11 protein-coding genes are annotated in these 13,597 nt (G+C 66.0%); 3 read left to right on the forward strand and 8 right to left on the reverse strand.

Going from position 1 to position 13,597, the window contains the following annotated elements; genetic code table 11:
• Window positions 1–30 precede the first annotated feature (30 nt).
• The gene (locus KVT39_RS22140) at window positions 31–1,173 is read left to right on the forward strand and encodes a DUF2827 domain-containing protein (protein ID WP_217590203.1); all 1,143 of its coding nucleotides are present in this window, start codon (window positions 31–33) and stop codon (window positions 1,171–1,173) included.
• Between the two features lie 416 nt (window positions 1,174–1,589).
• On the opposite strand, the gene KVT39_RS22145 is transcribed toward KVT39_RS22140, so the two are convergent.
• Complete coding sequence (locus KVT39_RS22145; protein WP_200882401.1) at window positions 1,590–2,045, reverse strand: hypothetical protein; 456 nt, start codon at window positions 2,043–2,045, stop codon at window positions 1,590–1,592.
• Here KVT39_RS22145 and KVT39_RS22150 point away from each other — a divergent pair.
• Window positions 1,959–2,762 (forward strand): EAL domain-containing protein, encoded by an 804-nt coding sequence (locus tag KVT39_RS22150; RefSeq protein ID WP_034180853.1) that lies wholly within the window; start codon window positions 1,959–1,961, stop codon window positions 2,760–2,762. The two genes, KVT39_RS22145 and KVT39_RS22150, sit on opposite strands and share 87 nt — an antisense overlap.
• A gap of 92 nt (window positions 2,763–2,854) precedes the next feature.
• On the forward strand, window positions 2,855–3,271 hold the full coding sequence (locus KVT39_RS22155; RefSeq protein ID WP_034180852.1) for a hypothetical protein: 417 nt from the start codon (window positions 2,855–2,857) through the stop codon (window positions 3,269–3,271).
• Between the two features lie 166 nt (window positions 3,272–3,437).
• Here KVT39_RS22155 and KVT39_RS22160 read toward each other — a convergent pair whose 3' ends face one another.
• The 7 genes from KVT39_RS22160 to KVT39_RS22190 form a co-directional block, all read right to left on the reverse strand.
• Window positions 3,438–5,411, reverse strand: a complete 1,974-nt coding sequence (locus tag KVT39_RS22160) for an FkbM family methyltransferase (RefSeq protein WP_217590204.1) — start codon at window positions 5,409–5,411, stop codon at window positions 3,438–3,440.
• 23 nt (window positions 5,412–5,434) lie between these two features.
• Window positions 5,435–6,571 (reverse strand): DUF2827 family protein, encoded by a 1,137-nt coding sequence (locus KVT39_RS22165; RefSeq protein ID WP_105390266.1) that lies wholly within the window; start codon window positions 6,569–6,571, stop codon window positions 5,435–5,437.
• 30 nt (window positions 6,572–6,601) lie between these two features.
• The gene (locus KVT39_RS22170) at window positions 6,602–7,069 is read right to left on the reverse strand and encodes a DUF4019 domain-containing protein (protein WP_217590205.1); all 468 of its coding nucleotides are present in this window, start codon (window positions 7,067–7,069) and stop codon (window positions 6,602–6,604) included.
• A 25-nt stretch (window positions 7,070–7,094) separates the two neighbouring features.
• Window positions 7,095–8,249 carry a DUF2827 domain-containing protein gene (locus tag KVT39_RS22175; RefSeq protein ID WP_217590206.1) on the reverse strand — a complete coding sequence of 385 codons (1,155 nt, stop codon included), beginning with the start codon at window positions 8,247–8,249 and terminating at the stop codon, window positions 7,095–7,097.
• Between the two features lie 14 nt (window positions 8,250–8,263).
• Window positions 8,264–9,409: a DUF2827 domain-containing protein gene (locus KVT39_RS22180; protein ID WP_217590207.1), complete on the reverse strand. Its 1,146-nt coding sequence runs from the start codon at window positions 9,407–9,409 to the stop codon at window positions 8,264–8,266.
• A 392-nt stretch (window positions 9,410–9,801) separates the two neighbouring features.
• Window positions 9,802–10,470, reverse strand: a complete 669-nt coding sequence (locus KVT39_RS22185) for an OmpA family protein (protein WP_034180846.1) — start codon at window positions 10,468–10,470, stop codon at window positions 9,802–9,804.
• 124 nt (window positions 10,471–10,594) lie between these two features.
• Window positions 10,595–13,597, reverse strand: a 3,003-nt coding sequence (locus KVT39_RS22190; RefSeq protein ID WP_254640604.1) for a YadA family autotransporter adhesin, incomplete at its 5' end; no start/stop codon positions are given.

Raw genomic sequence — 13,597 nt, forward strand, 5'->3', positions numbered from 1 at the left:
ATTCCCATCCAACCTCCCATCCCGCCGACGATGACGTCTCCTGTCCTGAACGGCCTGCGCATCGGTATCACGATCGGATTGCGTGCCCCCGACGAAAGCCTGTGGATCAACGGCATCAAGCAGAACGCGCTGTTTCTCGCGAAGCTGCTGATGGCTTCGCCGTACGGCTATCGCGTGACGCTGGTCAACACGACCGACGTGCCGCTCACCGACGCGCTGCCGTGGGATCGCGCCGTGTACGACACGCGCGCGTTCGCCGACATGAAGGATTCGCTCGACGTGGTGATCGAGCTCGGCGGGCAGATCGACGCCGAGCAGACGGCCTACCTGAAAGCGCGCGGCGCGAAGCTCGTCAGCTATTGCTGTGGCGTCGAGTACATCAACGCGATGGAGTCGATGCTGTTCGGCCGCCGGCTGTGGGACACGCTGTTCATCAACCGCGGCTACGACGAGGTGTGGGCGATTCCGCAGATCGCGCCGTCGTCGCTGCCGTTCCTGCAGTCGCTGCGCCGCTGCCCGGGGCGCGTCGTGCCGTTCGTGTGGGATCCGATGTTCCTGAGTGCGCGCGCGCAATCGCTGCCGGAGCACGGCGAATACCGGCCGCGCAGCGAGCCCGGCAAGCGACTGACGGTAATGGAGCCGAACCACAACGTCGTGAAGTTCTGCGTGTATCCGATGCTGATCATCGACGAAACGTATCGCCGCGACCCCGATGCGATCTGCTTCACGCACGTGACGAACGCCGATCGCCTCGCGCACGACAGCCCCGAGTTCGTGATGCTGATGAACTACCTGGACATCGTGCGCGCGGGCAAGGCGAGCTTCGTCGGGCGCTTCGATACGCCGCTGTTCCTGGCCGACCTGACCGATATCGTCGTGTCGCATCAATGGTCGAACCCGCTCAACTATTTCTATTTCGACGTGTGCTGGCAGGGCTATCCGCTCGTGCACAACGCGAGCCTCGCGCCCGATCTCGGCTATTACTATCCGGACAACGACGTGCAGCAGGGTGCCGATGCGCTGCTGCGCGCGCTGCATACGCATGACGACGACTGGGAAGCGTACACGCGACGCCAGCGCGACATCCTCAGCCGCTATACGTCGGCGAATCCCGCGCTAGTCGCCGAATACGATGCGCTGCTCGCGAACCTGATCGGTGCGACGGCCGCATAACGCCCGATTTTTCGAGGCGCTTGCCCGTTGCGCCGCGGGCCGCCATCGGGGTTGTCCCACCCTAATGTCTGATGAATTGATGCCGTTAAAAAAGAAACCGTCGAACCCGTTCGGGTCGACGGTTTTTTGAAGGCACGAATTTGACGGCTCCGAGGGAAGTCCGTCGAAAACAAGTTTATAGGTTAACAAGTCGGAAAGATTGTTAAATTTGTTTCGATCGGCAATCATCATATAATTAAACTTGATATTATCGATTCAAGGCGGTTCGATTCCGTTTTGAAATTCAATAATTTCGTTTGAGGCGGGAAATTGAATGCTGCGATGATCGAATGACTCGCGGCGGCAGGTTTTCAGCGAGTGATGGTCCGGGCAGCCGGTCACGGCGGCGTGGCTTGGCATCGAATGCGGGCGGTGCATCACGGGTCGGTATTTATCTGATCAATTGAAGGATTTTCGATTTTAGAAGCTGACATATCGCGGAAAATCGATTCGGATAAAGTTGTTTGAGCAAAAAAGATGAGCGATTTCCGGATTGTGTTTCCGTCATTCGCGTTGTGTAACCTGTCGCACTGTCGGTGTCGTGCGTACATGGTGTATTCCCAGTAATTGAATATCGTTGAAAATATCGAATTTGACGGCGCGCCGAAGCGATAAGTACGCTCCCGGAAAAGATCGACATAACAGGATGGGCCGGGTAGGCGGCGGAGCGCGTCATGGTCGGTTCGCTCCGCATGTTTGTTGAGGTCGAGCCGTCTTCGGCGGCTCGCCATTTGCCGGAGCGCCGGATGAATGCGGTCGAAGCTCGCCTGGAGGCGAATCGGGAAGCGAATCGTGACGAAATCGATCTCGTGTTCGGCGCCCCTGACGATCATCCCGACCTCGCGTCGGTACGCAGTTTCGTGGAAAGCCGGCTCGGGTTCGCGCACGAGCCGGTGTGCCGATCCGACCTGTCGGGCGGCGTGCTGTATCAGGAATGCCTGGCGCGGTTGCGTTGGGGCGAGCGCGACGTGCTGCCGCCGGTCGCGTTCCTGCCGCGCCTCGAGGCGCTCGGGCTGATGCGCTGGTTCGACCGGCTCGTGGTGAGCCGGACGATCGACGGGCTGCGCGCCGATCCGGGCGCCGTCTACGGGTGCAACGTCGCGGCGGCGAGCGCGGTCGTCGACGATGCGTGGCTGGCGATTTTCAGGCGGCTCGAGCGCGAACCGTCGGTCGCGGCGCGTCTGGTGGTCGAGATCACGGAGACGGGGCCGCTGAATCCCGTCGCGGGCCGGTCGTTCGTGAACCGCTTCCGGCAAGCCGGATGCCGGATCGCGATCGACGATTTCGGCGTCGGCTTCAGCGCGTTGAACAATCTGGTGGTCGGCAATCCCGACATCGTGAAGCTCGACCGGTCGGTCCTGTCGATGATCAAGCGCAATGCGATCGGACGCTACCAGTTCCGCAGGCTGATCGCGTTCGCGCATGAAGGCGCGCGGCACGTCGTCGTCGAAGGCGTGGAGAACGAGATCGACCGGCAGATCATCGTGGATGCCGGCGTCGCATGGGCGCAGGGCATCCGTTTTACATGGCGGCCGCCGGCCGCCGCGTGACGGCGCGGGAACAGGCGGGCGGCGTGCGTGATGCGCGCCGGAGTCGGGCGGGGCCGGCGCGTGGCCGGGATGAATCGCAAAGGGGCGTGGGCATGGCGGAGACGAAGACTGGAGGCGGAACGAGCACGCAGGCGACCGATGCGCGCGACCTGGTCGCGCTCGCCGAGCTGGCCGACATGCTGTGGCAACTGGGCGCCGAATCGACCGATGTGCCGATCGACGTCACGCCGTATCTCGACGGCCTGAAGGCCGTCGCGCGCCGTATTCAGCGGATGACGCCGCTCAACGCCAACAGCCGCGAGCTGGCGGCGCAGCACTATTACGCGGGCGTCATCGCGGGCGCGTGCGGCGACGATTCGGCGATCGCGCGCGGCGTGTCCGACAGCCTCGTGAAGCAATCCGGCGGCGCAAGCCGGCTGGCGGCCCGTTGCTTCGCCATGCTCGCACGCACGGGGCGGCGGCATGGCCGCGCATTCGCCGCGCAAAGCGGCGCTCGGGTGCTGGTGTAGGGCGCGATCCCCTGTTTCGACAAAATCATTCGTGAGGCTGGCCACCAGAAGGTGCCGTCATTGGCGTGAGCAGGCCCGGGCGCATCCGGTGCGCGTGCGGGCCGGCACGCGGTTTCGACATCGCGCGGGCGTAGCGGCCCGGCCTCCCGGACGCACCGCAAATCGATCAATCCCTCCCGAAACCGCCGAGCACCAGCGCCATCGCGCGGTCGATCGCGTCGTCCCATTGCCCGACGTGCGTCGCGCGCACGATCCGGATGCCCGGGTAGAGCGCGGTGCGCGAGCCGGTCTCCCAGCGCGCATCGGCTTTCGGGCTGAGCAGCAGCACGGCCGGCACACCGAGCGCGCCGGCGAGGTGGATGTGCGCGGTGCAGGTGGTCACGACGGCATCCATCGCGAGCATCAGCGCCGCGAGATCGCTGAAATCGCCGATCGCGTGATGCGGGAACGTGACCGGCAGGTCCGATTGCTCGGACTGCGCGGACAGGTCGCGGTTGATGCAGTACGTGGCGTAGCCCTGCATCCGTGCAAGCGGTGCGAAATCACGCAGGCTCGCCGCGCGATGGAAGCGCGCGTCGCTTTCGTCGCGGCCGCGCCAGTTGAGCCCGATGCGGCGCGTGCCGGGCGCGTGGCCATCGCGCGACACGCGCTCGCGCCATGCGGCCGCGTGCGCGGGCGGGCACGACAGGTAGGCGGCCGGTGCGCCTTCCGGCGCCGGCGCGTAGCCGAACAGGGCGGCGAGCATCAGGAACGAACACCAGTAGTCGTGCGCGATCTGCGACGTATCGGCCCATGCGCCGTGCACGCCGATGAATTCGATGCGCGGGAACGTATGGCGCAGCAGGCCCGTCAGCGCATCGGGGACGACGACGGTCACGCCCGCGCAGCCGAGCGCGTCCAGCGCGTGCAGGTAGCGTGCGTACTGGAGCTGGTCGCCGGCGCCGCCGTAGCTGACCACGAGCAGCCGCTTGCCGTGCAGCGGCTGGCCCTGGTAGAGCCGCTCGGTCGGCAGTCCGAACTGCGCGGCCGTCAGCACGTTTTCGCTGGCGACGGTGGCGCGGGCGGCCTCGTCGCGCCGGCCGGCGCGCAGCAGCAGCGCCGAGCGCGCCAGTTCGATGCGTCCGCGCGTTGCGTCGGGCAGCGCGGCCGGATCGCCGAAGCGGTCGAGCGCCGCGAGCCCGGCGTCGGGCGCGCCGGCGAAGCCGTAGCACGACGCGAGCTGCAGCGCGATCGCATCGTCGTCGAGCCCGCGGCCGCGCGCGCGTTGCCAGCGGTCGATCGCATGACCCCACTCGCAGCGCGATTCGTGGTCGAGCGCGCGATTCCAGTTCGTTTCGGGCGCGTCGGCGTCCACTGTGCCGGCGGTCGCATGATTCGCGTTGCTTTCGGCCGTCGATGCGGTGGCGAGCGGCTCGCCCGAGATGAACAGCCGCTGCCGGTCCCAGCGCGGGTTCGGCACGCAGAGCATGTTCAGCCCGTCGATCCGGTAGAACGTGTAGTCGAGGCCGGCGAATGTATCGATGATCGGCGCTTCGCCGACTTTCCAGTATTCGATCCAGCACCACGGCAGATGCGTCTCGATCAATCGGCGCGCGCCGCGCAGCGCGTCGATCTCCATCCCTTCGATGTCGAGCTTCAGGAAATCCAGCCGCGGCAGGCCGAGCGAATCGAGCCTGGCGACCGGCGTCGGCGTGCCGCCCGCCGCTTGGCCGTCGACGAGCGATACCGAACCGAAATCGGCATCCTGCCCATAGTCGATGTCGGGCACCTTCATCGTGCCGTTGGCGCTGGCGAGCCCCATGTTCAGCAGATGGAGGTTGTCGAGCTCGTTGAGCGCGATGGTGCCGCCGAGCGCATGGAACAGCGTGCGCTGCGGCTCGAACGCGTACACACGGCCGCTGCGCGCGCGCAGCCGGTGCGCGATCGGCACGCACACGAGCCCTGCGTTCGCGCCGCCGTCCACCGCGATCGCGCCGTCCGGCAACTGGTCGATCACCTGCAGGATCGTGTCGAGCTCGGCCTGGATATGCGGCCGGCCGGTCTTGATCAGCGCCTCGGCCTGCAGTGCGCAGTGCCGGTTGATGACGAACGGGCCGTGGATCGAATCGATCACGACGAAATTGCGGACGGTCTGATTCATGGGCGGGACGCGTGCGAAGGAGGTCAGCCGAGTGCGCGGCCGGCGAACAGCTGCTGGATCTGCGCGGAATACGCGCGGACGTTGTGTTCGGCGAGCGTGTCGACCTGGTGCAGGCAGCGGCGGGCGGCCGCCGCATAGTCGTCGAGCCGCGCGTCGTGCGTTTGCGCGGCGGTCGCGATCGCGCGCGCCGCGTCGAAGATCTCGAAGTCCGGATAGTAGTAGCCGACGTCGCGCAGGAACGGCGAGTTGTGCACGAGCGGGTAGTTGCCGTACAGCGCGTCGTACAGCAGGTAGTTGAGGCCGTTTTCCCAGTGATGCGACACGACGATGTCGGTGTGATGCGCGGCCCACGCGACGAACGGCGCGCGCACGTCGGCCGTCGCCTTGCCGTCGCGCACCATCTCGAGCCCGAGCGCGAGATGCTTGAAGGCGACGTTTTCCTTCTTGTCGAACGTGTTGGTCATGTACACGTGCTCGACGAGTTCCGGATGCTCGACGTAGCACGCGTTCGCGGCGAGCATCGGCACGATCGAACTCTTCACGACATTCAGGTTCGGTTCGAAGAACGCGATGCGCTTTGCCGGGCCGTGGTTCCGGTAGCCGAAGCGGGCCTTCAGCTCGGGGTCGGCGTCGAGGCTGCGCTCGATGAAATACGGCGACCAGATGTGCGGCAGTTCGATCACCGGCGCGCGATACACGGCCTGGAAATACGCCGCGCACGTATGCATGTGCTGCGGGTTGGTCCAGATCTCGTCGAACTGCACGCGGTGCGGGTTCGGCCGCCAGTCGTTCTTCTCGAAGTTGATCGTCTCGACCGCGATCACGTAGTCGTTGCCGAAGCGGTACGACACGCACTTGCCGCCGCGCCGGCGCACGACGTCCGTGTGCGACGGGTCGATGAACGCGTTCATCTCGATCAGCAGGTCGGTCTGGTGGACGATCGACGACAGCGGCCGCAGCGCGGCGCCGAACGCGTCCATCATCAGCGCCTGCGGATAGTCGGTGATGCCGTCGTCGTGCGCGAGCCAGACCTCGTCGATCAGCGGCGACTGCTTCAGCAGCATGTACAGGTACACGCAATGCTGGTTCGCGCCGTTGTACCAGATCGACTGCGTCGCGTCGCGCTGCACGTTCATCGTTATCGCGACATTGAGTTTCATGGCAGCTCCGTGAGGCGGGCGGGGCGCGGCTTACTGCACGGCGCCTTGCGACTGGCGCGGCACGTAGCCCGTCAGATGCCAGCGGCCGTCGTCGTCGAGGCGAAAGCTCAGCTTCTCGAACACGGTCGCGCCGTTCGTCAGCGTGGTTGCATAGTCGACGTTCGCGTAGAGCCCGTCGGGCGTCGTCGATGCATTCGTATAGCGGATGCGCGTGATCTGCGCCCAGCCGCGATGGCTGACCGCACCGACCGACTGGCGGGCTTGCTGCATGTCGGCCGCGAACTGGTCCTGCTTGATGCGCGCCTTCACGAATGCGGCGGCATCGCTCCACACCGCGCCGTACTGGCCGGCGTCGAGCTGCTTGAACACTGCGTCCGAATCGCGGAGCAGCGAGTCGGCCGATTCGCCGGCCGATTGCGCGTGCGCGCCGATCGCGATCGAAGCGACCGCGCAGCCGATCATCCATTTGGCGCGGGTGAGGGGCGTGCGTGCATTCATGTCGGGATCCGGAAAGGGCGGCGCGTCACGCGTCGCGATAGAGGGTGGCGATCGCGTCCGTATAGGCGGCGACGTTCTCGGGGTTATAGATGCTGACCGAGTCGAGCACGTGCTTCGACTGCTCGCGGTACGCTTCCAGGTTCGCGTCGTGTTCGGCGAATGCCTGCAGCAGCGCGCGGCCGCCGGCCTGGCAGTCGAAGTCCGGATAGAAATACCCGGCCTTGCCGAGGAACGGCGAGTTGTGGATCAGCGGATAGTCGCCGTACAGCAGCTCGTAATACAGGTAGTTCTGCGCGTTTTCCCACGTGTGCGACACCACCGCATCGCCGTACGCGGCCATGAACTCGTACACCGCATAGCGGCTTTCGAACGTCGTGATGCCGTGGTTCACGATGTCGAGGCTCTTCGCGAAGTGGACGAAGGTTGCGTGCTCCTTGATGTGGATCGTGTTGCATACGCGCACGAATTCAAGGAATTTCGGATCGGCGCGGTATGCCTCTTCCGTGACCAGCATCGGGATGATGCTCGTCTTCACCATGCAGATGTTCGGCTCGAACATCGTCACGCGCCAGCGCGGCTTGCCGGGCTGATAGCCGTACGACAAACCGGCGCCGAGCGTCGCGCGCGCCTTGTCGAACAGCATCGGGTGCCAGATGTGCGGGACGATCGTGACCGGCGCGCGCAGGCCCGTCTGGTAATAGTGCAGGCACGAGCGCTCGAATTCGGGAATCGTCCATACCGCGTCGTACGGCGCGCCCGAGAACAGGAAGCCCGACGGCTTGTTGAACATCGCGCGTTCGATGTCGATCACGTAGTCGTTGCCGACCCGCATCGTGACGACCTTGCCGCCGCGCTCGCGGAACGCACGCAGGTAGTCCGCACCGAACTGCGCGCTCATTTCGATCAGCACGTCGCAGCGTTGCAGCGCTTCGTCCATCGACAGCAGCGGCACGTCCCATTCGCCGAGCATCATCTGCGGATCGGCGACCTGTTCGCCGCCGTTCACCATCACGGCTTCCGCGACGAGCGGCGACTGGCGCAGCAAGAGGATCAGCAGCAGGCAGTTCTGGAAGATGCCGTTTTCCCACAGCGACTGGCCGGCGCCGCGCACGAACAGCGATACGCCGACGACGAGACGCTTGCCCTCGCCGGGCGCTTGACGGGCATTGGAGTCCGACATGCGTATGCTCCGGTTCAGGCGACCAGACGCGAGACGAACGCGTCCAGGTTCGCGGGGTTGTCGATCGAGACCGACTGCAGCAGCCGGTTGGCTTTCGCGCGGTAGTCGTCGAGGCGTTCGTCGTGATGCAGCCACGCGTCGAGCAGCGCGCGGCCGCCCGCGGCCGAGTCGAAGTCCGGGTAGTAATAGCCGGCGTCGCCGAGCAGCGTCGAGTTGTGGAGCAGCGGATAGCCGCCGTGCAGCACGTCGTAATACAGGTAGTTCTGCCCGTTTTCCCAGTGGTGCGACACGACCGCATCCGCATGGTGCGCCATGAAGCCCGGCAGGTCGATGCGCGGTTCGAAGGTCGCCTTGTGCTGGCGCACGAGATCGAGGCTGTTCGCGAAGTGCACGAAGGTCGGATGCTCCTTCATGTGCATCGCGTTGACGACGAACATGTGTTGCACCGCGTCCGGCCGCGCGCGATAGAACTCGTCGCACGCGAGCATCGGGTAGTGGCAGGACTTGACGACCGAGATGTTCGGCTCGAGCATCGCCAGGCGCCACGGGCGGTGGCCGGGCCGATAGCCGAACGTTACGCCTTCGCTCGCCAGCGCGGCGACGCGGCGATCGAGGAAGTACGGCGACCAGATATGCGGCATCAGGTGCACCGGCGCGCGCAGGATGGTCTGCAGCATCGGCGCCGCGGTCTTGTCGTATTGCGGCAGCAGCCACACTTCGTCGAACGGTGCACCGTTGAAGATGTGCCCCGACGGTTTTTCGAAGATCGGGGTTTCGCACAGGCCGGCATACACGTGCCCGCAGAAGAACGCGGCGATTTTCTTGCCGAGCGCCTTCATGTGCCTGAGCCATTCGACCGGCAGCTGCGCGCCCATTTCGATTACGACGTCGAGTTCGTGCGTGACGTCGGCGGGATTCACGAGCGGGATGTCGAGGCCATCGAGTTCGAGGCCGGCCGGCAGTGCGTTGGCGTCGCCGCCGTTCAGGAAATAGACGGGGCCGACGCGATCCGAGCGCTTGAGCATCATCGCGAGGAACGCGATGTTCTGGTGAATGCCGTTTTCCCAGATCGCCTGGCCGTCCCGCGCAAACAGCGAGATGCCGACTGCCGGCCGTTGCTTGCGGGTGCCGCCCGCGGCGGCTTCATTGATGTCCGTCACCGGTTGGTTTCCTCTGCGGCGTCGTGCGTCCGGGCATGGCGTCGAGCGTCTGGCCCGGAAGCGGCGCGCCGTGGATTGTCATGGTTGCATTCGCGCCGGTGCGCCGCGGCACGCGAATCGGGCGACGTGGTTCGCGGGGGCGGCAGCCGGGTTCCGGCGTGTCGCCGGGCACGCCTGGCACGGCGTGCGATTCGGGCAGGCTGCCCCGGCGACTGTCTGCGGCGATTGTGGCACGGAAATCGCCGGTTTGTGGAGGCACGTGACGAACTTTGACATAGCCGGCGGCCAGCGGAAACGGGGCGCCGGCGCAGCGACGCGCGCGTTGATCGGCGGATGTCCGGCGCGGCGCTGGCGGCCTGCCGGATCGGCCGCCGCGCGCGGCGGTCGTCCGCTCAGTGCTGCAGCGTGATTTCGACGCGGCGGTTGCTGGCGCGGCCTTCGGGCGTTGCGTTGGACGCGACCGGATCGGCCTTGCCGCGGCCCGTGACCGTCAGCGTGTCGGCCTTCAGCCCGTGCGCCTTCAGATAGGCGGCGACGGATTCGGCACGGCGCTTCGACAGTGCGAGGTTGTAGTCGTCGCTGCCCACCGTATCCGTAAAGCCGGTGATCGTCACCTGCGAGTACGTGCGGTCCGCGCGCTCGCTCAACAGCCGGTCGAGCGATTCGCGTGCGGTCGGTGCGAGCGTCGCGTGGTCGGTCGCGAACAGCGCGTCGCCCGACAGGTTCACGTGTTCGACGGTGGCAGGCGCCGGCGCCGGCTCGGCGGCCGAGGCCGCTTCGGCCGGCGCGGCGCCGCACTGGAAGACCAGCGTCGCGGGATCGGATTTGTCGCGCAGCGCGCGGGCCGAGTCGACGGTGCGCACCGGCTGGTCGCCGCAGATCTTGCGGGCAGCCTTCATGCAGGTCTGCGGGCCGGACAGCAGGCCGTGGCAGTCCACCTGGAACGTGCGCACGCCGTCGCGCGGCTGCAGTTCGGAGGCGCTGAAGGTCGGGCCGGATGCGGTCGAGCACGCGGCGAGGGCCATTGCGGAAAGCGCGAGCGCAAGAGCGAGTTTGTTCACGGTTACGTCCTCAAAGCTTGGGTTGACAGAAGCCGGCCGCGGGCTGCGCGGCCGGCTCGTCCTGCCGTCGGGGCCGCCGCGGGCCGGCCGGCTGGCGAGCCGGCCGGCCTGGCGGCGCGACGCATTACTTCCACTGGTACAGCATGCCGGCGCCGATCACCTTCTGACCGCCGCTGAAGCCGCCGTTGATCGACGCCTTCAGGTTCTCCGTGATGCGGGCCTGCATGTTGACCGCCATCGCCTTCTGGCCGAGGAAGGTCGACGTGCCGACACCCATCCCGAAGTTGGCGTCGCGATCGAGCTGCGGGATCGACGCCATCGCGCCGACGGCCGCGATACCCTGCTTCGCCATCTGGTCGGTCTGCTGCAGTTGCGAACCCAGCGAGTTGATCTGCGCCTGCTGGCCCGACAGTGCCGTCGACAGCGTCGTCTGCACCTGCGTCAGCTGGTTCACGTTCACCGCGTCGGTGCCTTGCGTACCCGGTGCGACGTTCACGATCTGGCGCTGCTGCGTGTCGCTGCCGACCGAGACGACGTTCTGGCGGCCGCCGTCCGTCGAATTCGCGCCGATCGCCACCGAGTTCGAGCCGGCGGTGACGGTCGGGTGATCGCTGCCGGTACCGTTCATGTCGGCGGCGACGCCGTTGGTATTGATCGCGCGCGTCGTGTTGTTGTTGAGCGTCGTCGACAGCTGGTTCAGCGTGTTGTTGATGTTCGTCACGCCGGTCGACAGCGAGGCGACCGTGCTGTTCGTCGAGCTCAGTCCGGTGGACAGCGAACCGATGCCGGTCGACGTCGACGTGGACAGCGACGACACGTTGCTGTTCGTCGAGCTGAGGCCCGTCGACAGCGAGCTGATCGCGGTCGAGGTCGACGTGGACAGCGACGTCACCGAGCTGTTCGTGGTGCTCAGTCCGGTGGACAGCGAGTTGATGCCGGTCGACAGCGACGAGATGTTCGACGCGGTCGACGTGGACAGGTTCGTGATCGCCTGGTTCGTCGCGTTGAGCTGGCTGCCGTTGATCGCGTCCGTGCTGCTGGCCGAGATCCGGCCGGCGGCGACGTTCGTGATCTGGCGTTCCTGGCCCTGCGCGCCGACGCTCACCACGCCGACCGGCGAGCTGCCCGCGAAGAAGTACGTGGCGCCGCCGATCGTGGCGCTCGACGTCGGGTTCGCGGCACTCGTGACCGAGTTCGCACCGAGCGCGATCGAGTTGGCGACGTTGGCTTGCGCGTTCGTGCCGAAGGCGAGTGCGTCGGCGGCCGTGGCCTTGGCAGCCGAGCCGTAGGCCTGTGCGCCGGTGGCGCTGGCCGTGGACTGGCTGCCCAGCGCGATCGTGTTGTCCGCGGTGGCCTGGTTCGAGCTGCCGAGTGCGAGTGCGCTGGCGCCGTTTGCGGTGTTCGCGTTGCCGATCGCGACCGCGCCGTCGCCGCTCGCGGTGTTGCCGGAGCCGATCGACACGGCCTTGCCGCCCGTTGCCGATGCGTTCTGGCCGATCGCGACCGCGCCTGCCGACTGCGCGTTCGAGCCGTCGCCGACTGCGACGCTGCTTGCGCCCGCCGCGCTGGCGTTGACGCCGGCGGCGAGGGCGTTGGTGCCGGTTGCGCCGTCGTTGGCGTAGTTGCTTTGCTGCGTGCCGTTGTCGTTGACGCTGTAGTAGTGCGTCTTCGCAGCGTTGATCGCGGTTGAGGTCGACGTGGACAGCGACGCCACCGAGCTGTTGGTGGTGCTCAGGCCGGTGGACAGCGAGCCGATGCCGGTCGACGTCGACGTGGACAGCGACAGGATCGTGCTGTCGGTCGAGCTCAGGCTGGTCGACAGCGAGTTGATGCCGGTCGAGGTCGAGGTCGACAGCGATGTGATCGAGCTGTTGGCCGACGACAGGCCGGTCGACGTGGAAGTCGACAGCGATGTGATGGAGCTGTTCGCCGACGACAGGCCCGTCGACGTGGAAGTCGACAGCGACGACACCGAGCTGTTGGTCGAGCTCAGGCCCGTGGACAGCGAGTTGATGCCGGTCGAGGTCGAGGTGGACAGTGACGTGATCGAGCTGTTGGCCGAGGACAGGCCCGTCGAGGTCGAGGTCGACAGCGACGTGATCGAACTGTTAGCCGAGGACAGACCGGTCGAGGTCGAAGTCGACAGCGACGTGATCGAGCTGTTGGCCGACGAGAGGCCGGTCGAGGTCGAGGTGGACAACGAGGTGATCGAGCTGTTGGCCGACGAGAGGCCGGTCGAGGTCGAAGTCGACAGCGACGTGATCGAGCTATTCGCTGACGAGAGGCCGGTCGAGGTCGACGTGGACAACGAGGTGATCGAGCTATTCGCCGACGAGAGGCCGGTCGAGGTCGAGGTCGACAGCGACGTGATCGAGCTGTTGGCCGACGAGAGGCCGGTCGAGGTCGAAGTCGACAGCGACGTGATCGAGCTATTCGCCGACGAGAGGCCGGTCGAGGTCGAAGTCGACAGCGACGTGATCGAGCTGTTGGCCGACGAGAGGCCGGTCGACGTCGAAGTCGACAGCGACGTGATCGAGCTGTTGGCCGACGAGAGGCCGGTCGACGTCGAAGTCGACAGTGACGTGATCGAGCTGTTTGCCGACGACAAGCCCGTCGACGTCGACGTGGACAACGACGTGATCGAGCTATTCGCCGACGACAGACCGGTCGAGGTCGAAGTCGACAGCGACGTGATCGAGCTATTCGCGGACGACAGACCCGTCGAAGTCGACGTGGACAGTGACGTGATCGAGCTGTTGGCCGACGAGAGGCCTGTCGAGGTCGAGGTGGACAACGACGTGATCGAGCTATTCGCGGACGACAGACCCGTCGACGTCGAGGTGGACAGCGACGTGATCGAGCTGTTGGCCGATGACAGACCGGTCGAGGTCGACGTGGAGAGCGACGTGATCGAGCTATTCGCCGACGACAGACCGGTCGAGGTCGAGGTGGACAACGACGTGATCGAGCTATTCGCCGACGAGAGGCCCGTCGAAGTCGACGTGGACAACGAGGTGATCGAGCTGTTTGCCGACGACAAGCCCGTCGAAGTCGAGGTGGACAACGACGTGATCGAGCTATTCGCCGACGAGAGGCCCGTCGAAGTCGACGTGGACAACGAGGTGAT

The organism is Burkholderia sp. GbtcB21 (assembly GCF_019091065.1).
GTDB classification, from domain to species: domain Bacteria; phylum Pseudomonadota; class Gammaproteobacteria; order Burkholderiales; family Burkholderiaceae; genus Burkholderia; species Burkholderia pyrrocinia_C.